The following is a 25,070-nucleotide window of genomic DNA, read 5'->3' on the forward strand; positions in this document are numbered from 1 at the left end:
AAGGTATGGTGAAAAGTATGACAATAGAGAAGAAGCAAGGTGAAGAAAAGACAAATAAAAAATTAAATTTCACTGAAACAAGGTTTATGAAGTTTTTAGGTGGAAGAGATTTAATATTTGCTTTAATTTCTCTTGTATTATTAGGTATTTTTATTTTTATTTTTGATAAAGTTTCATATGTATTTCAACCTTTTATTATTGTTTTTAATACAATAGCTGCACCGATTATTGTATCATTGATTTTATTCTATCTTATTAATCCTATTATTAACTTAATGGAGAGATATAATATTCCACGGTTACTCGGAATAACAATTGTCTTTTTATTAATAATAGGGGGCGCAACGTTAATTGTTACTCTATTAATTCCAGTTATTGGAGATCAGATCACACGTTTAGCTAATAATATTCCTAGATACGTATCTAAATTTAATAATGTCATTGATAAGATAACACATTTTTCATTCTTATCTTCATTTTACGGTGAAATACAAAACTGGCTAGATTCAGTTTCGAAAAAAATCCCTTCAGTAGTATCTAATTATTCTGATGGTTTCGGAACTAAAATTAAAACGTTTGCTGAAGCAATCGTTAATGTTGGTGTAGTAATTGTAACTACTCCGTTCGTCTTATTCTTTATGTTAAAGGACGGCCATAAATTTAAAGATTATTCTACAAAAATTATGCCACCTAAATTTAGAAAAGATTATCATGATTTAATTGAAAAAATGAGCGTACAAGTAGGTTCATATATTCAAGGGCAAATTATTGTCTCTTTCTGTATCGGTATTTTACTATATATCGGCTATACAATTATTGGTTTAGATTATGGCTTAGTTTTAGCTTCTATTGCTGCTGTTACCAGCGTAGTACCTTACTTAGGTCCTACTATTGCGATATCACCAGCTATTATTATTGCAATAATCACATCTCCATTAATGTTATTAAAATTGATTGTAGTATGGACGCTTGTTCAATTTATCGAGGGACATTTTATTTCTCCAAATATTATGGGTAAAACGTTAAAAATTCACCCACTTACAATTATCTTTATTTTATTAAGTGCAGGTAATTTATTAGGTATTGTTGGGGTTATTCTAGGTATTCCTGGTTATGCCATTCTTAAAGTACTAGTTTCTCATCTGTTCTTAATATTTAAACGTCGCTATAATAAATATTATGGCAACGATTCAGGTGAATATGAGATTACTAAAGAAGAATCAAAAGAGTATACTAAAGCTGATTAATAGATTAAATAAAAGTAATAAAGTCACGATATTCGATCATGTTTATCGTGGCTTTTTGTATGTTTATATTTAATGGTCATGGTAATAAGTCATACATTACAATTCTGTTAGCCTAATAAAACTGGTTATATATGTTCATACTTAAAAAGGTATGATATATTTTAAAATAATATAAATCGAAGGGTCGAAATAAAATATGTCTGAAGAAATTAAAAATAGAATATTATCAGTGTTGAAATTTTTATTCGCAGCAATATTATTTATTGTTGTTGTAATAACGTTATATCATGAACTATCTGATATTAATTTTAAACAAACTCTAGAATCCTTTGGTCGAATTAATCGTTGGCATCTATTAGGATTGTTTGTTTGTGGTGGCGCTTCAATGATTTTATTAAGTTTATATGATTTGATTCTAGTTAAAACTCTGAAGTTAGACATAGCTACAAACAAAGTATTTAGAGTGAGTTATATTATTAATGCTTTAAATGCAATTATAGGATTCGGTGGTTTTATCGGTGCCGGTCTTAGAGCATTTGTTTATAAGAATTATACTTCTGAACGGAAGAAATTAGTTCACGCTATTTCAATCGTTTTAATCTCTATGTTGACAGGGTTAAGTCTTTTATCAATCCTCGTAGTACTACACATTTTTGATGCTTCCCATATTCTTGATAAAGTAAGTTGGGTTAGATGGATACTATATGTTGTAGCACTCTTTTTACCTATCTTTATTGCTTATACAATTATTAAGCCAATTGATCAACAACATAAAACGATGGGGATTTCATGTACACTTGTTTCTAGCTTGGAATGGTTAGCTGCAGCTGCAGTATTATATTTATCTACCCTTACAGTAGATATCCATATTGCTTTTACTACTGTAATTGGTATTTTTATTATTGCAGCGCTTGCTGGTTTAGTTAGTTTTATACCTGGAGGATTTGGAGCATTTGATTTAGTTGTAATAGTAGGACTTAAAACATTAGGTGTTCCTGAAGAAAAGGTACTCTTAGCACTATTACTTTATAGATTTGCTTATTACTTTGTACCAGTTATTATTGCACTTATTTTATCAACATTTGAATTTGGTTCATCGGCTCGTAGATACTTTGAAGAATCTAAATATTATGTTCCAGCAAAAGATGTCACATCATTTTTATTTTCTTATCAAAAAGATATCGTAGCGAAGGTTCCTTCATTTGCACTTGCAGTACTTGTATTATTTACTAGTTTACTCTTCTTTATTAATAATATTACTATTGTGTATGATGGACTATACGATGCTAATCATTTTGTATATTACATTATGCTCTGTATCCATACGAGTGCATGTTTATTATTATTTATTAATATAAGAGGGATTTTAAAACAAAGTAGACGCGCTATTATTTTTGTGATGATTTCTTTAATTTTAATAGTTATTGCAACGGTATATACGTATGCATCATTCTTATTATTGTCATGGTTAGTTTTAATTTTTGTGTTACTTATCTTTGCGTATCGACGTGCTAAGGTTTTAAAACGACCATTCAGATTAAAAAAGCTATTACTTACACTATTGATAAGTGTGGTTGTATTATATATCAACCATTTATTTATTTCAGAAACACTTTATGCCTTAGATATTTATCACCTTGAAATGGATACGTCCTTATTAAGATATTATTTCTGGCTAACTATTTTGGTTATTGTACTTTTAGTTGGAACACTAGCGTGGTTAATGGAAGTGCGTTTTAATCGGCCACATAAGGTGGAAGATTTATCTCAATGTATTTCTATTATTGAAACATATGGAGGAAATTATTTAAGCCATTTAATTTATAGTGACGATAAAGATATTTTCATGGATGAAAGTAAACAAGCCTTTATGATGTACCGATATAAATCAAACGCGCTTGTAGTATTGGGCGATCCAATCGGTGATGATAAAGCATTTCAATCTTTATTAATTGATTTTTATAGTTATGCTGAAAGATTAGGTTATGATATTATCTTTTATCAAGTGTCTGATAGATATATGCCTTTATACCATAATTTTGGAAACCAATTTTTCAAATTAGGTGAAGAAGCAATTATTGATTTAACACAGTTCACAACCTCTGGTAAGAAACGTCGCGGTTTTCGTGCTACATTAAATAAATTTGAAGATTTAAATATTAAATTTGATATTATTGAACCACCATTTTCACATGAATTAATTGCAGAATTAAAAGAAGTTAGTGATCAATGGTTAGACGGTAGAAATGAAATGCATTTCTCAGTAGGTCAATTTACTGAAGATTACTTAGAAAAAGCGCCAATAGGGGTTATGAAGAATGATGAAGGTAAAATCATCGCATTTTGTACATTAATGCCAACTCATTATAATGAAGCAATTTCAGTTGATTTAATCAGACGGTTACCAGACTTAGATTTACCTCTAATGGATGGTTTATACTTGCACATGTTATTGTGGAGCAAGGAAAAAGGGTATAAAGCGTTTAACATGGGTATGGCAACCTTATCTAATGTAGGTCAATTAGATTACTCTTATCATAGAGAACGTATAGCTGGACGTGTATTTGAACATTTTAATGGGTTATACCGTTTCCAAGGCTTACGTAGATATAAGGAAAAATATAGCCCTGGTTGGGAGCCTAGATTTTTAGTTTATAGAAAAGATAGTTCATTATGGTATAGTATGTTAAAAGTTATGAGAGTAATTCGTCATAAATAAGCAGGTTTAAAAATTGAAATATAAAAAGCATCCGATTAAGTAGGGAAGATAGATATAGCGTTACTTAATCGGATGTCTTATTTAATTAATTATTTGATGATTTATAATTAGCTCGATCTTGCTGTTCTTGAGCATAACGTTCTGGATTCTTTTTATAAAAGTCTTGATGATAAGTTTCGGCTTTGTAGAAAGTTGAAGCGGGTAAAATTTTTGTAGCAATCGCTTTATCAGAATATATACTTTGTTTTAGTTGCTCTATATATTCTTCAGCAAGTTTCTTTTGATGATCATTTGTATAGAATATGGCTGTTTTATATTGCGAACCTCTATCTTGGAATTGTCCACCTTCATCTAATGGATCAATTACAGAAAAGAAGATTTCGAGTAGCTTATTGTATGAAAATAAAGCTACATCATATTCAATTTTAACAATTTCGTAATGGCCTGTAGTTCCACTTTTTACCTCTTCATACGTTGGATTTTGAGTAGAACCGCCCATATAGCCAGATGTAACTGTTTCTATACCATCAAACTGATCGAAAGGTTTGGTCATACACCAGAAACAACCGCCAGCAAAATATGCTGTATTAATATTCATTTATGCCATCCTTTCATTGGACCTTAGTACCATTTATTTAGCAATTACTTGATTTTTCGAAGTAATTTCTATAACTTTGCTATATATAATTATAATACATAGATATACAATTTTGAAGATATTTAAAAGATAAAAGGTAGGTAAATATGACAGAAGAGAAGGATCAGACAGTATACAGACGACACGCAAACACACAAACACCTTCTAGACGAAAGAAGAAAAAGCTTCGCAAGTTACCTTTTATAATATTGATTTTAGCATTATTGTTAATTATAGCTATTATCTATATTGTTCACGGTTATCGTAGCGGTGTTGATTATGCAGAAAAACATGCTAAAGATATTAAAGTGCACAAATTTAATGGGCCAGTGAAAAATGACGGAAAAATTTCAGTTCTGGTACTAGGTGCTGACCAGGCAAATGGCGGTCAATCACGTAGCGATTCAATTATGGTTGTACAATACGATTATATTCATAAAAAGATGAAAATGTTGTCAGTGATGCGTGATACTTACGCAGAGATCCCTGGTTATCAGAATTACAAAATTAATGCGGCATATTCACTTGGAGGACCAGAATTATTAAGAAAAACATTAAACAAAAATTTAGGTATTAATCCAGAATATTATGCTGTTATTGATTTTAAAGGTTTTGAAAAAATGATTGATGAATTAGAACCTAATGGTGTACCAATCGATGTTGAAAAAAATATGTCTGAAAATATAGGTGTATCACTTAAGAAAGGCCATCAACGTTTAAATGGTAAAGAATTACTTGGCTACGCAAGATTCAGACATGATGAAGAAGGCGATTTCGGCCGTGTAAGACGCCAACAGCAAGTGATGCAAACTTTAAAACAAGAACTTGTTTCACCTAGCACGGTTGTCAAATTACCGAAAGTTGCTGGCATATTAAGAGGTTACATTAATACCAACATGCCTAATTCAGCAATCTTCCAAACAGGCACAAGCTTTGGCATTAGAGGAGATAAGAATGTTGAATCCTTGACGGTTCCAGTGAAGAATTCTTATCAAAATATAAATACTAATAACGACGGTAGTGCCTTAGAGATAGATAAAGAAAAAAATAAAGAAGCAATTAAAAAGTTCTTTAACGAATAATAAAAGAGAGAATGATAGAAGCTAGTTAACAGCTTTTTAAGCAGAAGTGATAAGTTTTTTAGTCGCTACTATAATGGCGTGAAGATAATCTCATTATGAGAAAATATCTTCACGCCATTTTTTACGTTACTTTAATGAATTTTGAAAGAGTAAGTCATAAAAATTAATGAAAATCTTTATTTTAATATAACAATAAGATAATTATGTAAACCTTACATTAATTATCAGATTTTCTTACTCCACCAACACCATAATGGTTCTTTTGCATTTCTTCAATAACTACATGGATGGCTTCTCGATTAGCACCAGTCGTTTTTTCTACAGCGTTTGTAACTTCTGTTACTAAATCTTTTAATTGTTCATCAGAACGTCCTTCAAGTAATTTAACATTTACAATTGGCATATATAGGCCTCCTTTTCTGAATTTATAGTTATTATAGCACTTTTTTAGAAATCACTCCATGGAAATAATAGAACATTAGTTCTTTTATATATTGAAATAGAACAAATGTTCGTATATAATGAAAGTGTCTAAGGGAGGTTGCTAAAGTGTATGACTATAATTTACTGGAAGACAGAGATGTATTGTGTATTGATCAAAAGAGTTTTTTTGCGAGTGTAGCGTGTCTTGAGAAAGGTTTAGATCCGTTAAGAGCCAAATTAGCTGTAGTAGCCGATACTAAAAGACAAGGTTCGGTAGTTTTAGCGGCGACTCCTAAATTAAAGGAAATTGGGATAAAAACAGGCTCAAGATTATTTGAAATTCCACATCGAAATGATATTTATATTATTAATCCTAGTATGCGAAAATATTTAGAAGTATCAATTGAAATTTCTAAAATTGCATTGCAATATATTCCGGGAGAAGACTTACATCAGTATAGTATCGATGAATTTTTTATGGATGTGACGAATAGCTATCACCGTTTTAATTCTACAGTAATTTCATTTGCTGAACGATTGCAACAGGAAATTAAAGATAAAACAGGTATATATTGTACGATAGGCATTGGCTCCAATATGCTGTTAAGTAAAGTCGCCATGGATATTGAAGCTAAACATACAAAAAATGGTATTACTGAATGGCGTTACCAAGATGTACCACAGAAATTATGGAAAATAAAGCCACTAAGAGAGTTTTGGGGAATAAATAAAAAAACTGAGATGAAGTTAAATAAAAAAGGGATTATTACGGTAGGAGACTTAGCACAATATTCTTATAGATATTTAAAAAGGGACTTTGGAATTTTAGGAACTGATATGCATTTACATGCCAATGGTATTGATCAAAGTAAAGTGAGAGAAAAATATAATATTACCAATCCCTCAATCTGTAAAAGTCAAATTTTGATGAGAGATTATCAATTTGAAGAAACTAAAGTAGTAATGCAAGAACTCATAGAAGATGTGGCAAGTCGCATAAGAGCACGCAAGCAATTAGCGCGTACAATTCACTTTTCATTTGGATATACCGAAGGCGGTGGCGTACACAAACAATATACTTTGACTGATGCTACTAATTTAGAAAAAGACATTTTTAAAGTAGTTAATTATTATGCTAATCGACTGTGTGATAAGCAAGCACTTTATCGAACGCTTAGCGTATCGCTCACACAATTAATTAGTGAAAATGATAGACAACTAAACTTATTTATTGACGAATATGCAAGAAGAAGAGATGAAAAACTAGCTAAAACGATTGATTATTTACAAAGTAAATATGGAAAAGGCATTGTATCTAAGGCTATTTCATATACTGACCCAGGAACGAAGCATGGACGTTTAGGATTAATGGCAGGACATAAAATGTAGAAAAGCATCCTCCAAATTAATTGCTAATGCTACAATTCGAGAGTTATCGAAGTAGCATTGCATGAAAGGAGGATGCTTCTATTTATAAAATATGCGTTTCGAATTCACTCAATACTTTAATAGCCAAGTCTCGATGTGTAGGAGTTTTAAAGTAAATTTGTAATGCGCCTAAGATATCTTCGCGATTTTCGACAATTTTTAAGTTACTTATAGAAATATTATGTAAACTTAATATAGTGGTAATTTTACTTATCATACCCACTTTATCCGGAATATCAATATACAGAGCATACTCAGTATTTAGGGCACCTTGTTGTTTAACAGGTAATTGATCTCTATACTTTTTCGCATTGTTAAAAAAGTTATATATTTCTTTAGAGTCCTTATTTTTAATATGATTAGAAATATCTTTAATTTGCTGTTGAATCATTTCTAGGCCTTGTAAGATATTCTCTTTATTACTTAGTGTAATATCTTTCCACATGTTAGCATTACTGCTAGCTATACGTGTTAGATCTCTGAAACCACCGGCTGCTAATTGTTTGATTAAAGGATGCTTAAATGTATTTCTTTCACTCACATGTACTAAACTTGCTGCCAAAATATGAGGGACATGGCTCACAATGCTAGTTACAAAATCATGTTCTTCAGCTGAAGAAGTTATAATCTTAGCTGAAGTTGACAATAATAATTCTTGTAAAATCTCTGCAGCTTTATCATTGAGTGGATTATTATAAATTAAAATATAATAGGCGTTTTCAAACAGACGACTTTTAGCATTTAAAACTCCAGATTTGTGACTACCTGCCATAGGATGGCCACTAACCAGATGAATATTGTGTTTTAAAAGATTGTCTTCGTGTCTTTGAATAGTTAATTTAGTACTACCAGTATCTGTGATAATGAGACGGGGACGAGTTTGATAATTAGGCAATTCTTTTAAATAGTTGTCAGTTTGTTGAACAGGCGTAGCAAATATAATTACATCTGCATCTTTAACGCCAGTAGCATAATCATCAACAATAGTGTCTATAATCTTCATGGATAAAGCCTTGTGTAATTGGCTAATATTAGTATCAAAAGCTGAAATTTTAATATTTGGTCTATAAAACTTTAAATTACTAGCTAAGCTGCCACCAATTAATCCTAGACCTACGAATAAAATATGTTTAACCATAATAGAATCACCTTATTTCAAAATTTTCAGAATATAAATATTGTAAATTAGACTTACACTTTAAACAATAAGAGAATAACGAAATAATAGAGATAGGATTATAAATAAGATAAAATGACAATAAATATTATTAACATAGAGGGGGAATTTGAATGAGTGAAACAATATTACAAACTATACAAGAACTAACCGAGATTAATAGTCCATCAGGAAATGCTAAAGATGCTATTAACTATGTTAAGAAGAACATAGAACATTTAGGCTATCCAACTCAACTCACTAACAAAGGTGCATTGATTATTACAGCTCAGGGTGAAGATGATGAAATGCAAAGATGTATTACGGCACATGTAGATACATTAGGAGCAATGGTTAAAGAAGTAAAGGAAGATGGTCGTTTAGCCATTAGCTTAATTGGCGGTTTCACTTATAATGCTATTGAAGGTGAATATTGTGAAATTCAAACTGAAGCTGGTGAAGTGTATACTGGGACAATTTGTTTGCACGAAACTAGCGTTCATGTCTATAAAGATAATCATCAAATTCCACGAGACATAGAACATATGGAAATTCGTATAGATGAGAAGACTACGTCTGCATTAGAAACTAGAAATTTAGGGATAGAAGTAGGGGACTTTGTAAGTTTTGATCCTAGAACTCAAATTACTTCTTCAGGTTTCATCAAATCTCGACACCTAGATGATAAAGCAAGTGTAGCAATGATAATGGAGTTACTTAAAAAGCTTAAAATGGAGAATATTAAGTTACCTCATACAACTCAATTTTATATCTCAAATAATGAAGAAATTGGCTATGGAGCCAACGCGTCTATTTCACCGAATATCATAGAATTTATAGCTTTTGATATGGGCGCCCTAGGAGATGGTCAAGCGTCTGATGAATATACTGTTTCTATCTATGCTAAAGATGGCTCGGGACCATATCATAAAGGTCTAAAATCGCATTTAGTTAATCTGTGTAGGCTTCATGATATTCCTTATAAGATTGATATTTATCCTTATTATAGCTCAGATGCTTCAGCTGCGTTAAAAGCCGGAGCAGATATTCGTCACGGGTTATTTGGTGCAGGAATTGAATCTTCGCATGCACTTGAACGTACTCATATTGAATCAATAAAGGCAACTCAAGATTTACTGTACGCATATTGTTTATCTCCAATCAATTTATAGAGGAGTATTGACAAATAAATTATAAGTGTGTATTATACTGAAATATAAGAATTATTACACAATTCTGTTAATTTAGTAGGCGATATAATTTGTAGTAAGAAGAAAGCTAATGGTTGATGTAAACTGACACCTTTAATAATGAAATTGGGTTTATACGAAGACAATTAAATACAAAATGAGTGAACTTTAAATATTTTGATTATTTAAAATATTTAGTTAATTAAGGTGGTACCACGCGTCAGCGTCCTTGCAGACAAGGATGTTGACGTTTTTTGTGGAGAAAGGATTAAATATGGAATTTTATTATGAAGTTTTAAAAGCAAAAATCACCCCAGAAGTTCTAGGTGATTTAAAAGAAAAGAAAATTATTTTAGAAAGTGCAAGTCAACAGCAAGTGAAGGGCAGATATTCTATCGTAGCATTTGATAATTATGGAACATTAACACTGACTGACAAAGAATTAAAAATTATAACTCGTGATGCAACTACAGTGATAATTGATGATCCATATAGTTATTTGAAAGACTATATTAACCGCTTCAATCATACAATTACAGATGATAAATTAAAACAATTGCCTTTTATTTCTGGATTTATCGGTAGTTGCAGTTTTGATTTAGTAAGACATGAATTCCCAATTTTGAAGAAAAAAGTAGTAAATGAAAATAACAAAAATTATGACGTAAGATTTTATATGATTGAAGATGTGTATGTCTTTGACCATTACAAAGAAAATTTGTATGTAATAGCAACTAATCAATTCTCAAAAGATAATAGTAAACAGCTAAAATCTAGAGTGAAAAAGAATGTTAAGGCATTGTCTCAAATAAAAGTTTATGAAGAAAACTATATCTCGCCACCTAAACGATCTGAAATAGTTCCTAATATTTCGAACGGCAAGTTTATAGAAATAGTTAAATACCTAAAGCAAAAAATTACTGAAGGAGATATGTTTCAAGTCGTACCTTCAAGGATTTACAGTTATCAACATCACTTCGGACAAGATAAATATCGATTAAGCTATCAACTGTATCAAAATTTAAAACGACAAAATCCTAGTCCGTATATGTACTACATTAACATGGATGACGACATGATTGTTGGTAGTTCTCCTGAAAGTTTCGTTGCTGTGCATAACGGAGAAGTTATCACTAACCCAATAGCTGGAACGATAAGAAGAGGACAAACGCCTGAAGAGGATGACCGAAATGCGCAACAGTTATTAGCAGATGAAAAAGAAAAAAGTGAGCATAGCATGCTAGTGGATTTAGGGCGTAATGATATTCATAGAGTGAGCGTTACTGGTACATCGCAATTAACAAAACTGATGGAAATAGAAAAATATGAACACGTTATACATCTTGTAAGTGAAGTAAAAGGAAAAATTAAAAAGGAATTGTCTCCTATGACAATTATAGCTAATTTATTACCAACAGGTACGGTATCTGGAGCTCCAAAACTAAGAGCAATAGAACGTATATATGAAGTTCATCCTTATAAAAGAGGAATCTATAGTGGAGGTATAGGCTACATAAATTGTAATCAAAATTTAGATTTCGCCTTAGCGATTAGAACAATGCTTATCGATGATACCACTGTAGAAGTTGAAGCAGGGTGTGGAGTAGTTTACGATTCCATCCCTGAAAAAGAATTAGAAGAAACGAGATTAAAAGCTAAAAGTTTATTAGAGGTGACACCATGATATTAGTGATAGATAACTATGATTCTTTTACCTATAACTTAGTAGATATCGTCAATCAAATAGAAGAAACCATTATTAAATATCCTGATGATGAAGATGTATTGACTTATACGTCTAAGGTTGACGGCGTCATCATCTCACCAGGGCCGGGACACCCATTAGATACAGATTGTTTAATGAAAATTATTGAAACGTATCAAACATTGCCTATTTTAGGCGTATGTTTAGGTGCGCAAGCTTTAACTTGTTATTACGGAGGCAAGGTTATTCAAGGAGAAAAGGTTATGCATGGCAAAGTAGATATTATGAAAGTAAGCCATGAAACAAGTTTATACCAAGGTCTACCTAAAGAATTTAAAATTATGCGTTACCATTCACTTGTTAGTGATATCAAAACTTTTCCACCTAATTTAACAGTTACTGGCGAAAGTAAAGATGCGCTACAATCTTTTGAAGACACTAAAAAGCTTCATTATGGTATTCAATACCATCCTGAATCATTCGCGACAGAATTCGGCACTCAAATCATTCAAAATTTCATCAACATCGTTAGTGAAAGGGGCATCATAAATGGAAAACTTAGCGCAACTCAGTAAATTTCATATGTTAACTCAACAAGAAATCACTCAATTTATTGAATATTTAATTAATCCAACCATTGATAATGATAAAAAGGTTGAAGCTTTACTGCAATTCACTAAGAAAGACATTCAACATCAAGAATTGACTTATGTAGTGAATAGCTTAATACGAATTATGTACCCACAACAACCAACATACGAAGGCAGTATATGTGTATGTGGCACAGGCGGAGATCAATCGAATAGCTTCAATATTTCTACTACCGTAGCATTTGTAGTGGCAAGTGCAGGTATTCCGGTGATTAAACATGGTAATAAAAGTATAACTTCAAACTCTGGAAGTACAGATTTACTTCAAGAGTTAGATATTGCTACGACTAATGTGTCGGAAGTGCCTTTTCAAGTACAAGAAAAAGGCTTAGCATTTATTAGCGCGACACAATCATATCCAATAATGAAATATATTCAACCTCTGAGAAAGACGATAAGTATGCCAACGATATTCAATTTAGTAGGACCTTTAATCAATCCTTTCAAATTATCTTACCAAGTGATGGGCGTCTACGATCCTACTAAGTTAAAAATGGTGGCTGAGACTTTAAGAGATTTAGGTCGACGACGCGCTATAGTTATACACGGCGCAAACGGTATGGATGAAGCATCGCTTTCTGGAGATAACGAAATCTATGAAATAACAGAAAATGGCACAATCGAGCATTATTATTTAAATGCTACAGATTATGGTCTGAAATATGCTGATAATAATGAACTGCAAGGCGGCACACCTAAAGACAATAGAACTATCACACTCAACATTCTTAGTGGATACGATAAAACATGTAAAAGGGATGTAGTCGTTTTAAATTCAGCATTAGCTCTTTATGTATCTGGAAAAGTAGAAACGATTAAAGCAGGAATAAAATTGGCTGAGATTTAATTGATAGTGGTTGTGCCATGAAACAATGTTTAGTCATGGAGGGCAATTAATATGACGATTCTAAATGAGATTGTAAATTATAAAATACATTTGTTAAATGAAGGATATTATACGTCTAAGCTTAAAACATTAAACGAAATTAATTTGCCTATTAAATCTTTGTTATCCAAAGTGCTAGAAAAGAACAATGATTTGAGTATTATAGCAGAGATAAAATCTAAAAGTCCTTCAGTAAAAGCTTTTCAAGAACGTAATTTAGTTCAACAGGTCCAAGATTACGAACTTTATGGCGCAAATGCTATTTCAGTGCTAACCGATGAAAAGTATTTCGGTGGAAGCTTTGAAAGGTTGCAAAAACTTTCTCTTAAAACAACTTTACCAGTATTATGTAAAGATTTTATTGTAGATCCGCTTCAAATAGATGTTGCTAAAAAAGCTGGAGCATCTATTGTACTGTTAATTGTTAATATTTTAACAGATACGCAATTAGCACAATTATATAACTATGCGACCTCTAAAGGGTTAGAAGTATTGGTGGAAGTACATGATAAAGAAGAACTAGAAAGAGCATATCGCTTAAATGCTAAAATTATTGGAATAAATAATAGAGATTTAAAAACATTTGTGACTGACGTCGAACACACGAATCAAATATTACAATGTAAACAACCTGGTCATTACTATATTTCTGAAAGTGGGTTAATTCAGTTAATGATGTTCAAAATATAGTTAATTCTGGGATCGATGGTTTATTAATTGGTGGTGCCCTGATGAATTGTGAGGATTTATCATTATTTATGCCAAACCTTAAGCTACATAAGGTGAACATATGATATTAAAATTTTGTGGATTCAAGACGGAAGAAGATATTCAAAAAGTCAATTCACTCAATATAGATATGGTCGGCTTTATACATTACCCTAAAAGCAAAAGACATGTTGATATCAATCAGATAAACAGAATGTCACTTCTTATTGCTAATAATATTGAAAAAGTCGTGGTAGTAGTGAATCCTACTTTTCAAAAAGTAAAAGATTTAGTTGAAAATACAACAATTAATACGATTCAATTTCATGGAAAAGAATCATCAAAATTTATAAAAAATATTAAAATAAATTTTAAGAATATTAAGACAATTAAAGCCTTACCAGCTAATAATAAAATTGAAGAAACTATGGAATTATATAAAGACGTCGTAGATTTATTTATTATTGATACCCCTTCAACTCAATATGGCGGTACTGGAGAGTCTTTTGATTGGAGCTTATTAAATCATATTAATATTAAAGTACCTTATTTAATTGCTGGAGGTATAAATGCTAATAAGATCATACAAATAGAGAAAATGGGTCTCAAACATGCGGGATATGATATATCGAGCGGCATAGAAATAGCAGGAGATAAAGATAAAAACAAAATGATTACTATCATTAAATTAGTTAAAGGAGCGTTAAAAGATGAAAAAAATACAAACAGAAGCTGATGAATTAGGATTTTTCGGAGAATATGGGGGGCAATATGTACCCGAAACCTTGATGCCAGCTATTATTGAATTAAAACAAGCCTATCATAAAGCCAAGCAAGACGAAGAATTTCAAAAAGAAATTGCGTATTATTTAAAAGACTACGTAGGTAGAGAAACGCCGTTAACATATGCTAAATCCTACACTGAACAATTAGGTGGAGCAAAAATATATCTAAAAAGAGAAGATTTAAATCATACCGGGGCACATAAGATTAATAACGCGATAGGACAAGCGTTACTTGCTAAACGTATGGGAAAAAATAAGTTGGTTGCTGAAACTGGTGCAGGACAACACGGAGTAGCGAGCGCAACCGTTGCAGCACTCTTCGATATGGAACTCATAGTATTTATGGGAAGAGAAGACATTAAACGTCAACAACTTAATGTATTTAGAATGGAATTGCTCGGCGCGAAAGTGGAAGCAGTAGATGACGGACAGGGCACATTATCGGATGCGGTAAATAAAGCACTACAGTATTGGGTGAGTCATGTAGACGATACACATTATTTATTAGGATCTGCTTTAGGACCGGACCCATTTCCAACTATGGTTAGAGATTTCCAAAGTGTAATTGGACAAGAGATTAAAACTCAAATATTTGATAAAGAAGGGCGTTTACCAGATGCAGTCGTTGCTTGTGTAGGTGGTGGCTCAAATTCAATTGGCACGTTCTATCCATTTATTCTAGATGATGTAAAACTTTATGGTATTGAAGCAGCTGGCAAAGGTGTGAATACAGACAAACACGCTTTGGCTATTGGAAAAGGGCGCCCAGGTGTACTCCATGGTTCTAAGATGTACCTTATCCAAGATGATTATGGTCAAATTGAATTAGCACATTCTATCTCAGCAGGTTTAGATTACCCGGGCATAGGGCCAGAACATTCATATTATCACGATATAGGAAGAGTTCAATATGAAAATGCTAGCGATGAAGAGGCTATGGAAGAACTTATCCGCTTCAGTCAATGTGAAGGTATTATTCCAGCAATTGAAAGTGCACATGCGCTTAGTTACGTTGAAAAGTTAGCACCAACGATGGATAAGAACCAAATCATAGTGGTGACTGTTTCAGGTCGGGGAGACAAAGATATGGAGACAATTCGTCAATATATTGAAGAAAGAGGTGAGTCACATGACTAAATTATTTATACCATATTTAATGGGAACGAAAGATTTTATCGAAAACGTTAAATTACTAGATAAACACGGTGCGGATATTATAGAGATCGGGGTTCCTTTTTCAGATCCAGTAGCAGATGGACCAGCAATTATGAAAGCAGGTAATAAGGCAATTGAAGAAGGTGTAACAATTGATTACATTTTTGATGAATTAGAAAAGCACAAGGATGAAATTAAAAATAAATATGTTTTAATGACTTACTATAATATTATATTGTCTTATGGCGATGAAGCATTCTTTCAAAGATGTCAAAATGTAAATGTTTATGGAGTAATTATTCCAGATTTACCATTTGAATTAACAGAGCAATTAAAAGCTAAAGTGTCTAAATTCTCTGTAAAGATTATCTCGCTTATAGCAATGACTGCCTCACCTGATAGAATCAAAACGATTGCTAAAAGTGCTGAAGGGTTTGTTTACACCGTAACTATGAATGCAACAACTGGAGAAAACGGTACGTTTCACCCTGAACTAAAAGAAAAGTTGCATAAGATAAAAGAATACACTTCTATTCCAGTAGTAGCTGGCTTCGGCATTCGAACACCTGAACATGTACGTAGTATAGCTACTGTAGCGGATGGCATTGTAATTGGAAGTGAAATCGTACGCCGTATAGATAAAGGAAATAAAATAGAATTTGAAACATATCTAAATGAGATTAGACACACACTTGATTTATATAAATAAGTGATTTAAAACAACAACAAACTTCCATAATATTATAGATTGTGACGTATTAAATTATAATGCGAGAAGTTCATAATCTATATTTCACAAGAATGCTCATTATAATGGTTGGAAAAATAAAACAAAATGATTTAGAATGAATGACAAGATAATAACTATATAAGAAGCTGAGACATTAATAAAAAAAATGGATCAGCTTTTAATTTTGTTAGTAGTCGTTTGAAACGAAGATTAAAGACATTAAACGTCGTTCTCGTTGAAACCGTATAAACGAGGTCACGAAAGTAAGAGTCTCGGAAGATGTCACCACAGTCTGATAAAATCTGAAAAACAATTTGACTTATCGTTAAGTTTTGGCCAAATTCTAAAAATTTTGTCCTAATCTCTTCATCTTTAAGCAACTTTGTGGGGCGAGACTATGAGAACGTCGACATTACATTAGAATTCTGTTTCATTTCCTATTAATTAGCATGTAGTTTAATAATTCGCTTATAGAAATGGTTTCTATTTCAGTTTTATAGTCAACTATTGTATAATTAATGAGATTAGAAAGATAAAAATTTTTATTAATGATACATATAATAATTATTAAAACTATAATGCAAATAGTGAACATCAAGAGAGAAAGATTCTTTAAAATGGGAGTTATAAAAAAATGAAGTTTACAAATTTAACAGCGACTGAATTCGGTGATTTTACAGATAAAATGCCGTACAGTCATTTTACACAAACGGTAGAAAATTATGAAGTAAAGGTTGCTGAAAAGACAGAAACTCACCTAGTTGGTATTAAGAATAAAGATAATGAAGTTCTTGCAGCGTGTATGTTAACAGCAGTGCCTGTAATGAAATTCTTTAAATATTTTTATTCAAACCGTGGGCCTGTGATTGATTATGAAAATAAAGAACTTGTTCACTTTTTCTTTAATGAATTAACTAAATATTTAAAACAACATAATTGCTTGTATGTAAATGTAGATCCTTATTTACCTTATCAATATCGTAATCACGATGGTGAAATTACAGATAATGCAGGCAATGATTGGATATTTGATAAGATGAAAGAGTTAGGATTTGAACACCAAGGATTTACAACAGGTTTTGATTCTCTTCTACAAATTAGATTCCACTCTGTGCTTGATTTAAAAGATAAAACAGCTAAAGATATTTTAAACAATATGGACAGTTTACGAAAACGTAATACTAAGAAAGTTCAAAAAAATGGTGTTAAAGTTAAATTTTTAACTGAGAAAGAATTACCAATCTTTAGATCATTTATGGAAGATACTACTGAAACTAAAGATTTTAAAGATAGAGGGGACAGTTTCTATTACACTCGATTTAAACATTTTAAAGATAGAGTATTAGTTCCATTAGCATATATTAAATTTGATGAATACATTGAAGAACTTCAAAATGAAAGAAATACCTTGAATAAGGATTTAAATAAAGCTATCAAAGATTTAGAAAAACGTCCTGAAAATAAAAAGGCGCAAAATAAACAGGTTAATCTAGAACAACAATTAGAGGCTAATCAACAAAAACTTGATGAAGCAACAGAATTACAAAATGAACATGGTAATGAATTACCAATTTCAGCTGGTTTCTTCTTTATTAACCCATTCGAAGTGGTTTACTATGCTGGCGGAACCTCTAATAAATATCGACATTTTGCTGGTAGCTATGCGGTCCAATGGACAATGATAAACTATGCATTAGAGCATGGCATTGATAGATATAATTTCTATGGAATAAGTGGTCATTTCAGTGAAGATGCTGAAGACGCAGGAGTTGTAAAGTTCAAAAAAGGCTTTAACGCAGATGTAATTGAATATGTCGGTGATTTTGTGAAACCGATTAACAAGCCAATGTATTCAGTTTATAAAACACTCAAAGGGTTAAAAAATAGATTTAATTAAGAGGGGATTAGACTAATATGAAATTTACAGAGTTAACAGTAAAAGAGTATGAAAACTTTGTACAAAATCCATCATTGGAAAGCCATTATTTTCAAACTAAAGAAAATATACAAACCCGTGAAAATGATGGGTTTCAAGTAGTATTGTTAGGAGTCAAAGATGAGAGTAATAAAGTTATTGCTGCTAGTCTTTTTTCTAAAATACCTACAATGGGAAGTTATGTATATTATTCAAATCGTGGGCCAGTCATGGATTACTCTGACTTAGGTCTTGCAGATTTCTATTTACGTGAATTAGAAAAGTATTTACATCAACATCAATGTTTATATGTTAAACTTGATCCTTACTGGATTTACCAAATCTATGATAAAGATGTAAAACCTGTTGAAGGTCGTGAAAAAAACGATGCGATTGTTAATTTATTTAAATCACATGGTTATAACCATCATGGTTTTACAACTCAATATGACACTTCAAGTCAGGCGAGATGGATGGGTGTTAGTTACTTAAAAGGTGAAACGCCTGCATCATTAAGAAAACAATTTGATAGCCAACGTAAACGTAATATAAATAAAGCGATAAACTACGGGGTTAAAGTTAGATTCCTTGGAAGAGATGAATTCCATCTATTCTTAGATTTATATCGTGAAACAGAAGCGCGTACTGGTTTTGTATCAAAAACTGATGAATATTTCTACAATTTCTTTGATACCTATGGTGATAAAGTTCTTGTTCCGCTAGCTTATATCGATTTAGACGAATACATAAAATCACTACAAGACGCTTTAAATGATAAAGAAAATCGTCGTGACCAAATGATGGCAAAAGAGAACAAAAATGATAAGCAATTAAGAAAAATTGCCGATTTAGATAGCCAAATTGAACATGATAAAAAAGAACTTTTAAATGCGAGTGAATTACGTCAAACAGATGGTCAGATTTTAAATCTTGCTTCAGGTATTTTCTTTGCGAATTCTTATGAAGTGAATTACTTTTCTGGAGGATCATCAGAGAAATACAACAACTATATGGGACCGTACATGATGCATTGGCATATGATGAACTATTGCTTTGAACATGGTTATGATCGCTATAATTTCTATGGTTTATCTGGTGATTTTACTGAAAATAGTGAGGATTATGGTGTTTATCGCTTTAAACGAGGATTTAATGTTTATATTGAAGAATTGATTGGAGATTTTTATAAACCAATTAATAAAGTGAAATACTGGTTATTCACAACTTTAAACAGCATTCGTAAGAAAATAAAAAAATAACTTTTAAGAAGAGGCTAGGACATTTGGATAAAAATGTCTTAGCCTCTAAACTTCTAGCAAAGGTTGAGGGAGAAAGGGAGAACGTTAAAATTATACATTCCGTATATCTCGATAACCTTGCCAAAACGAGGTAATAAAAATCTAAGATACTTCGAAGATTTTATTACCTCGTTTTTATCGTAACAAGTGCTAGAAACAAGTTACGGTTTGTTGTAGGCAAAAATCTAAGGTGTTATAGCATGTTGTTTCCTACAATTTTATAATAGCACATTTGCAATTTTTATCAATAATATTGACAAATTATTTTATTTAGAAAAATTTAAATTATTTGTTAAATAAAACTATTGCTAAATTGTTATTTTAGCTGAAATAAAGTGATAGGATTTTATATCGAAATAATTTCGATTTGAACAGATGTTACAGATGCTAATGTAACAAGTAGTTTTTAGCAAATTTAATAATTACACTGAATAGGATTATAAACCTTTAAGCTTTTTGGATCATAGCTTGTTAATTCTTTAAAGTGTAAATTATTAATGTCTTAGTCTTGTACGTTAAATTAGATATTAAATTACTAGTCATTAGTAAGTATTGAAAGTTTAAAACTCATACTCACGACCAACATACGTACATACTTAACGTCTACACGCGTATAATACAAATTAGCTAGAAAATTCTTTATTACAATAGTAATAAAATTAGAGATTAAAATTTTATAGATGAATTACACGGCTTAAGAAGTTTAAATGCTCAGAAACCGGCGTGACAGCGTTAAAAAAAGTAGTATAGATATTTTTTAATATTTTAGTTTACATAATATATATTATAGGAAGTTATGTATCTAGCTTTAGGGGACCACTCCTTTTCTTATTAATATAAGAATTTATTGTTTAAATAACTACTTAATTGTTTCGGTATTATGTTTACGTTCACACACTTATTACTACAATGTTATGATAAAATTCTCTATATAACATACATATATACGTATATATGTAATATAAGGAGTTTATATATGAACATCATCCTCGATATTGATGGTACGATTTGTTTTGATGGCCGTCATATAGATAAAAGAATTATAGAGCGACTTTCTAGTTTACATAACATGGGTCATAGGATTATTTTTGCATCAGCAAGACCAATTCGCGACTTATTACCCGTACTTCCCACACAATTTCATGAATTTACTTTAATTGGTGGCAATGGCTCGATTATTTCTGAAAATAATCATATTCAAACACTAGCAACTATTATAAATGAAGATTTTGCGCTTATTAAGGAAATTATAGAAAAATACAATTTAAATTATATTATCGATGATGATTGGAACTATGCTGCTGAAGTAGCTACAACTCACACTATTTATCAGCGTTTAGACCCTCATCGTCTTGCTCAAAAGCTTTCAATAAATGATATTCAATCGCCTATTAAGACTATATTATTAAATATTAGCCAAGACAATTTTAAAGATATTGCTACATATCTAGCTACAAATGGTAAACAACTAGAACTAATTAATCATTCAAATGAATTGAATATTGATATCACTGCTAAATCTATTAATAAATATTTTGCAATTGCTCATATACTTGGCACAAATCCAATATATATTGCTTTTGGAAATGATCATAATGATATTAAAATGCTAAATCATGCGCAAGCTGCTTATTTTATTAATGACGGTAAGACAAGTGCTTCTTTATTTGAAAATGAAAATTCATTTACTATCGTCGAGGCAAATGTTAACTCAGTAAGTAAAGCATTAGACGTTTTAATTAGTAGATATAAGGACTCGTAAATATTAAATTTTTAATAAGTTTTATTGAAAAAGATTATCATTTGCAATTATAATGTTATAATGTTGCCTAGGAGGTTACATTATGAAAAATACATTTAAATTAAGTATATTATTAATTACTACACTATTATTACTTATAGCGTGTAGTAATAAATCCAATTCAACGTCTTCTTCTAACAAGGAAACCATTACAGTTGAGAACACTTATGAGTTTAAAGATCAGAAACACACGCATAGTAGTGGCGAAAGTAAGACTCAAAAAGTTAAAGTCCCAGTTGATCCTGACCGCGTAGCTGTACTAGACTACGGTGCCTTAGATATCATGCAACAAATGGGTCTACAGGACAAAGTAGTATCTATTGCTAAAGGTAAAGGGGCATCATTTCTACCCTCTTCCCTTTCTGAATTTAAAGATAGCAAGTATCCCAATTTAGGTAATCCTGGAAGACCTAATTATGACACTTTAGCTAAATCTAAACCTGACGTAATCTTTGCTTCTTTTAGACAAGCACATACTAAAACACTTGATGAAATGAAGAAAGCAGCGCCAAATGCTAAAATATTATTTGTTAGTCCTAATAATAATAACTATATTCATTCTATTAAAGATCATACTACGTTGTTAGGAAAGATTTTCAAAAAAGAAAATAAAGCTAAGGAGCTTAATAATCAATTAAGTGATAAGGTAAATAAAACTAAAGAAGTAATAAATAATGATACGGTTCTATTTTTAAATGTAGATGATAAAGGAATTAAAGCCTTTGGTTCTACAGGTCGATTCGGTGGTTTCTTAAATAAAGATTTAGGCATTCAACACGCTGATAAAAATATGAAAGAGAATTCAGCGGGTAATACAGTTACGTATGAATATTTAAATAAAGTTAATCCTGATAAATTAATGGTTATAGATCGTACGAAAAATGGCGATGACAAAACATTACCATCTGTGTTGGACAATGATGTAATTAAAAATATGAAAGCAGTAAAAAATGATCAAATTTATCAATTCGAAACAAATGCGTGGTATTTCAGTGAGGGCGGTATCAATACTACTATTGAACAATTAGATAAAATTGAAAAGGCATTTAAAAAGTAAGTATTTCACTTCCACTTTTACTAAATAAATAAAGCGAGCAAGTCACAAATGTGGCCTACTCGCTTTATTTATTTTATCTTCTATCACGTCGACGATATTGAGGTTCATCGTGCTCATATTTCTGAATTTCTTTTTCTAATTGTTTCTTTTTACGTTCACGACGCCAATTTTTTGTAAAGTACCATAATAAGAAACTAATGATTAAACTAATGATTGCTAAAAATGCTGCATAACCTAATAATGGTTGGAATGAAATATCATAAAAATTTGGTATAAAGAATGCTAAAACAGCTAACACAACAAAAGTGATGACTGCAGCTGCAAACCATTTTTTCAAAACAAGTGCACAAAAAACAGTTAAAATAATCATTGCTATTATAGTAACCCAAAGGTAATTTGGCATATCAAATATAGTCATAGTACTCTCCTAACATATAAAATGAATTATTTACTCATGATACAATATTATTTAAATAAATTATACACTTTTCTATGAATCGCTAACTCCGGCTAAAGGCTTAATAATGAGTTTGAAAAATATATTGTGTATAATATGCGTAAGACTTAGTTTAGGGAGTGATATATATGTCAACAGGATTACCATCCAGAAAAGATATTCCGACGCAAGAAACATGGGATTTAAAAGACTTATTTGAAAGTGATGAACAGTTTTATACTACTTTAAAAGAGGTATTAGATGCTTCTAAAGCATTTAATCAAAAATATAAAGATAAAATAGAAGCAAATATAGTTGAAAAAGCATTAGTTGAATTTGAAGAAATACTTATACAGTTAGACCGTTTAGGCAACTATGCTGAACTAAGATTAAGTGTAGATGCTTCAAGTGAGGATGCTCAAACACTAAGTGCTAAATTATCTACTAGTTACGGTAAAATAACAAGTCAATTATCCTTCGTAGAATCTGAAATTTTATTATTACCAAGTAGCGAGATTGAAAGTATCATGGCTCATTCAGAAGTTCCTCACTATCTTGAAAAGTTAATTAAAAGAAAGCCATATCAATTATCACCAGAAGTTGAAGAAGTGTTAGCAAGTCTGTCGCCTACTTTCCAGAGTGCGTACGAACTATATGGAACTACTAAAATGTTAGATATTGCATTTGAATCATTCGAACATAATCATATTAATTATCCAATGGATTACGCTACGTTTGAAAATGAATATGAAGATAATCCAGATCCTGAATTCCGAAGAAAAAGTTTTGAAAGTTTTAATAATGCATTGCGTAAATACCAACATACGACTGCTGCAACTTATAATCAGCATGTGCAACAAGAAAAAATCGAAGCTGACCTCAGAGGTTATGATTCAGTTATTGACTACTTATTACAAGATCATGAAGTGACTCGTGAAATGTATAATCGTCAAATTGATGTAATCATGAGTGATTTAGCTCCTGTAATGCAGAAATATGCGAAGTTATTACAACGAATTCACGGGCTCGATAAAATGCGTTTTGAAGACTTAAAGATTTCGGTAGATCCTAGTTATGAACCTGAAATTTCAGTAGAAGATTCTAAAAAATATATTCACGGTGCATTAGATGTACTTGGCGATGATTATGCACAAATGATTGATAAAGCGTATAATCATCGTTGGATTGATTTTGCTCAAAACAAAGGAAAAGATACTGGTGCTTATTGCGCAAGTCCTTATTTCACCCACTCATATGTTTTTATTTCATGGACTGGTAAAATGGAAGAAACGTTTGTGTTAGCACATGAGTTAGGCCATGCAGGACATTTTACGCTTGCGCAACAACATCAAAAACTATTAGATTCTGAGGCGTCTATGTATTTTGTTGAAGCACCTTCAACAATGAATGAAATGTTAATGGCCAATTATTTATTTAGTAATAGTGAAGACCCTAAATTTAAACGTTGGGTTATTGGTTCAATATTATCACGTACGTATTATCATAATATGGTAACTCACCTACTCGAAGCAGCATATCAACGTGAAGTTTATCATAAAGTCGACAATGGCGAATCGTTAACAGCTCCAGTGCTTAATTCTATTATGCGAGACGTTTATGAACAATTCTTTGGCGACGCAGTTGAATTAACGAATAGTGCCGAATTAACATGGATGCGCCAACCACACTATTACATGGGATTATATTCATATACTTATTCTGCAGGGTTAACGATTGGTACAGTTGTTTCTCAAAAAATTAAACAAGAAGGCCAACCTGCAGTAGATGCTTGGTTAAATACACTTAAAGCTGGTGGTAGTAAAACTCCAGTCGAACTAGCTAAAATTGCTGGCGTAGATATTACTACCGATGCTCCTTTAAAAGCAACAATTAAGTATATATCAGAATTAGTTGATGAGGTCGAAACATTAACAGACCAAATAGAACAACAAAATTAACGTATAAAAGAGGCTGAGCCATTAATAAAAAAATGGTTCAGCCTTTAGTTATGGCAGTAGTTGTCTGAAATGAAGATGCGTTCGAGCCTCACTTTCTTCATTCC

General features: G+C 31.4%; 19 protein-coding genes and 2 pseudogenes. 17 read left to right on the forward strand and 4 right to left on the reverse strand.

Going from position 1 to position 25,070, the window contains the following annotated elements; all coding sequences use genetic code 11:
• Nucleotides 1–17 precede the first annotated feature (17 nt).
• Nucleotides 18–1,247 (forward strand): AI-2E family transporter, encoded by a 1,230-nt coding sequence (locus CD147_RS08470; RefSeq protein WP_103166967.1) that lies wholly within the window; start codon nt 18–20, stop codon nt 1,245–1,247.
• Between the two features lie 196 nt (nt 1,248–1,443).
• Complete coding sequence (gene mprF / locus CD147_RS08475) at nt 1,444–3,966, forward strand: bifunctional lysylphosphatidylglycerol flippase/synthetase MprF (RefSeq protein ID WP_103166968.1); 2,523 nt, start codon at nt 1,444–1,446, stop codon at nt 3,964–3,966.
• An 85-nt stretch (nt 3,967–4,051) separates the two neighbouring features.
• On the opposite strand, the gene msrA is transcribed toward mprF, so the two are convergent.
• On the reverse strand, nt 4,052–4,564 hold the full coding sequence (gene msrA, locus CD147_RS08480) for a peptide-methionine (S)-S-oxide reductase MsrA (RefSeq protein WP_103166969.1): 513 nt from the start codon (nt 4,562–4,564) through the stop codon (nt 4,052–4,054).
• 146 nt (nt 4,565–4,710) lie between these two features.
• Here msrA and CD147_RS08485 point away from each other — a divergent pair, with 146 nt between their 5' ends.
• Nucleotides 4,711–5,685, forward strand: coding sequence for an LCP family protein (locus CD147_RS08485; protein WP_103166970.1), 975 nt, complete (start codon nt 4,711–4,713; stop codon nt 5,683–5,685).
• Between the two features lie 217 nt (nt 5,686–5,902).
• On the opposite strand, the gene CD147_RS08490 is transcribed toward CD147_RS08485, so the two are convergent.
• Nucleotides 5,903–6,088, reverse strand: coding sequence for a 2-hydroxymuconate tautomerase (locus CD147_RS08490; protein WP_103166971.1), 186 nt, complete (start codon nt 6,086–6,088; stop codon nt 5,903–5,905).
• A 146-nt stretch (nt 6,089–6,234) separates the two neighbouring features.
• Between CD147_RS08490 and CD147_RS08495 the strand changes: the two genes are divergently transcribed.
• Entirely contained in the window at nt 6,235–7,497 is a 1,263-nt protein-coding gene (locus tag CD147_RS08495; protein ID WP_103166972.1) for a Y-family DNA polymerase, read from the forward strand.
• Between the two features lie 82 nt (nt 7,498–7,579).
• On the opposite strand, the gene CD147_RS08500 is transcribed toward CD147_RS08495, so the two are convergent.
• The gene (locus CD147_RS08500; RefSeq protein WP_103166973.1) at nt 7,580–8,674 is read right to left on the reverse strand and encodes a prephenate dehydrogenase; all 1,095 of its coding nucleotides are present in this window, start codon (nt 8,672–8,674) and stop codon (nt 7,580–7,582) included.
• Nucleotides 8,675–8,826: 152 nt separating this feature from the next.
• Between CD147_RS08500 and CD147_RS08505 the strand changes: the two genes are divergently transcribed.
• From CD147_RS08505 to CD147_RS08560, 12 genes and pseudogenes are all read left to right on the forward strand, one after another.
• The gene (locus CD147_RS08505) at nt 8,827–9,864 is read left to right on the forward strand and encodes a M42 family metallopeptidase (RefSeq protein WP_103166974.1); all 1,038 of its coding nucleotides are present in this window, start codon (nt 8,827–8,829) and stop codon (nt 9,862–9,864) included.
• A 292-nt stretch (nt 9,865–10,156) separates the two neighbouring features.
• Nucleotides 10,157–11,566, forward strand: a complete 1,410-nt coding sequence (locus tag CD147_RS08510) for an anthranilate synthase component I (RefSeq protein WP_103166975.1) — start codon at nt 10,157–10,159, stop codon at nt 11,564–11,566.
• Nucleotides 11,563–12,162, forward strand: a complete 600-nt coding sequence (locus CD147_RS08515; RefSeq protein WP_103166976.1) for an anthranilate synthase component II — start codon at nt 11,563–11,565, stop codon at nt 12,160–12,162. Before CD147_RS08510 ends, CD147_RS08515 begins: the two co-directional genes overlap by 4 nt.
• Nucleotides 12,137–13,134, forward strand: a pseudogene (gene trpD / locus CD147_RS08520) (anthranilate phosphoribosyltransferase). The gene CD147_RS08515 and the pseudogene trpD overlap by 26 nt, the downstream one beginning before the upstream one ends.
• A gap of 1 nt (nt 13,135) precedes the next feature.
• Nucleotides 13,136–13,917: pseudogene (gene trpC / locus CD147_RS08525) on the forward strand (indole-3-glycerol phosphate synthase TrpC).
• Nucleotides 13,914–14,567 carry a phosphoribosylanthranilate isomerase gene (locus tag CD147_RS08530; protein WP_103166977.1) on the forward strand — a complete coding sequence of 218 codons (654 nt, stop codon included), beginning with the start codon at nt 13,914–13,916 and terminating at the stop codon, nt 14,565–14,567. Before trpC ends, CD147_RS08530 begins: the two are co-directional and overlap by 4 nt.
• The gene (trpB, locus tag CD147_RS08535; protein ID WP_103166978.1) at nt 14,542–15,753 is read left to right on the forward strand and encodes a tryptophan synthase subunit beta; all 1,212 of its coding nucleotides are present in this window, start codon (nt 14,542–14,544) and stop codon (nt 15,751–15,753) included. Before CD147_RS08530 ends, trpB begins: the two co-directional genes overlap by 26 nt.
• On the forward strand, nt 15,746–16,480 hold the full coding sequence (gene trpA, locus CD147_RS08540; protein ID WP_103166979.1) for a tryptophan synthase subunit alpha: 735 nt from the start codon (nt 15,746–15,748) through the stop codon (nt 16,478–16,480). The genes trpB and trpA overlap by 8 nt, the downstream gene beginning before the upstream one ends.
• Before the next feature lie 655 nt (nt 16,481–17,135).
• Nucleotides 17,136–18,398, forward strand: a complete 1,263-nt coding sequence (locus tag CD147_RS08545; RefSeq protein ID WP_103166980.1) for an aminoacyltransferase — start codon at nt 17,136–17,138, stop codon at nt 18,396–18,398.
• Nucleotides 18,399–18,415: 17 nt separating this feature from the next.
• Nucleotides 18,416–19,675, forward strand: coding sequence for an aminoacyltransferase (locus tag CD147_RS08550; RefSeq protein ID WP_103166981.1), 1,260 nt, complete (start codon nt 18,416–18,418; stop codon nt 19,673–19,675).
• 1,015 nt (nt 19,676–20,690) lie between these two features.
• Nucleotides 20,691–21,476, forward strand: a complete 786-nt coding sequence (locus CD147_RS08555) for an HAD-IIB family hydrolase (RefSeq protein ID WP_103166982.1) — start codon at nt 20,691–20,693, stop codon at nt 21,474–21,476.
• An 82-nt stretch (nt 21,477–21,558) separates the two neighbouring features.
• Nucleotides 21,559–22,572, forward strand: coding sequence for a siderophore ABC transporter substrate-binding protein (locus CD147_RS08560; RefSeq protein ID WP_103166983.1), 1,014 nt, complete (start codon nt 21,559–21,561; stop codon nt 22,570–22,572).
• A 73-nt stretch (nt 22,573–22,645) separates the two neighbouring features.
• Here CD147_RS08560 and CD147_RS08565 read toward each other — a convergent pair whose 3' ends face one another.
• A complete protein-coding gene (locus CD147_RS08565) occupies nt 22,646–22,990 on the reverse strand; it encodes a hypothetical protein (protein ID WP_103166984.1) in 345 nt (114 codons plus the stop codon).
• Between the two features lie 167 nt (nt 22,991–23,157).
• Here CD147_RS08565 and pepF point away from each other — a divergent pair, with 167 nt between their 5' ends.
• Nucleotides 23,158–24,966, forward strand: a complete 1,809-nt coding sequence (pepF, locus tag CD147_RS08570) for an oligoendopeptidase F (protein WP_103166985.1) — start codon at nt 23,158–23,160, stop codon at nt 24,964–24,966.
• Nucleotides 24,967–25,070: the final 104 nt, after the last annotated feature.

Source organism: Staphylococcus devriesei, from assembly GCF_002902625.1.
GTDB lineage: Bacteria > Bacillota > Bacilli > Staphylococcales > Staphylococcaceae > Staphylococcus > Staphylococcus devriesei.

Bases quoted from the DNA above. Each gene is read 5' to 3' on its own strand.
- CD147_RS08470 (WP_103166967.1), top strand. From the start codon at position 18: ATGACAATAGAGAAGAAGCAAGGTGAAGAAAAGACAAATAAAAAATTA.
- mprF (WP_103166968.1), top strand. From the start codon at position 1,444: ATGTCTGAAGAAATTAAAAATAGAATATTATCAGTGTTGAAATTTTTA.
- msrA (WP_103166969.1), bottom strand. From the start codon at position 4,564: ATGAATATTAATACAGCATATTTTGCTGGCGGTTGTTTCTGGTGTATG.
- CD147_RS08485 (WP_103166970.1), top strand. From the start codon at position 4,711: ATGACAGAAGAGAAGGATCAGACAGTATACAGACGACACGCAAACACA.
- CD147_RS08490 (WP_103166971.1), bottom strand. From the start codon at position 6,088: ATGCCAATTGTAAATGTTAAATTACTTGAAGGACGTTCTGATGAACAA.
- CD147_RS08500 (WP_103166973.1), bottom strand. From the start codon at position 8,674: ATGGTTAAACATATTTTATTCGTAGGTCTAGGATTAATTGGTGGCAGC.
- CD147_RS08505 (WP_103166974.1), top strand. From the start codon at position 8,827: ATGAGTGAAACAATATTACAAACTATACAAGAACTAACCGAGATTAAT.
- CD147_RS08510 (WP_103166975.1), top strand. From the start codon at position 10,157: ATGGAATTTTATTATGAAGTTTTAAAAGCAAAAATCACCCCAGAAGTT.
- CD147_RS08515 (WP_103166976.1), top strand. From the start codon at position 11,563: ATGATATTAGTGATAGATAACTATGATTCTTTTACCTATAACTTAGTA.
- CD147_RS08530 (WP_103166977.1), top strand. From the start codon at position 13,914: ATGATATTAAAATTTTGTGGATTCAAGACGGAAGAAGATATTCAAAAA.
- trpB (WP_103166978.1), top strand. From the start codon at position 14,542: ATGAAAAAAATACAAACAGAAGCTGATGAATTAGGATTTTTCGGAGAA.
- trpA (WP_103166979.1), top strand. From the start codon at position 15,746: ATGACTAAATTATTTATACCATATTTAATGGGAACGAAAGATTTTATC.
- CD147_RS08545 (WP_103166980.1), top strand. From the start codon at position 17,136: ATGAAGTTTACAAATTTAACAGCGACTGAATTCGGTGATTTTACAGAT.
- CD147_RS08550 (WP_103166981.1), top strand. From the start codon at position 18,416: ATGAAATTTACAGAGTTAACAGTAAAAGAGTATGAAAACTTTGTACAA.
- CD147_RS08555 (WP_103166982.1), top strand. From the start codon at position 20,691: ATGAACATCATCCTCGATATTGATGGTACGATTTGTTTTGATGGCCGT.
- CD147_RS08560 (WP_103166983.1), top strand. From the start codon at position 21,559: ATGAAAAATACATTTAAATTAAGTATATTATTAATTACTACACTATTA.
- CD147_RS08565 (WP_103166984.1), bottom strand. From the start codon at position 22,990: ATGACTATATTTGATATGCCAAATTACCTTTGGGTTACTATAATAGCA.
- pepF (WP_103166985.1), top strand. From the start codon at position 23,158: ATGTCAACAGGATTACCATCCAGAAAAGATATTCCGACGCAAGAAACA.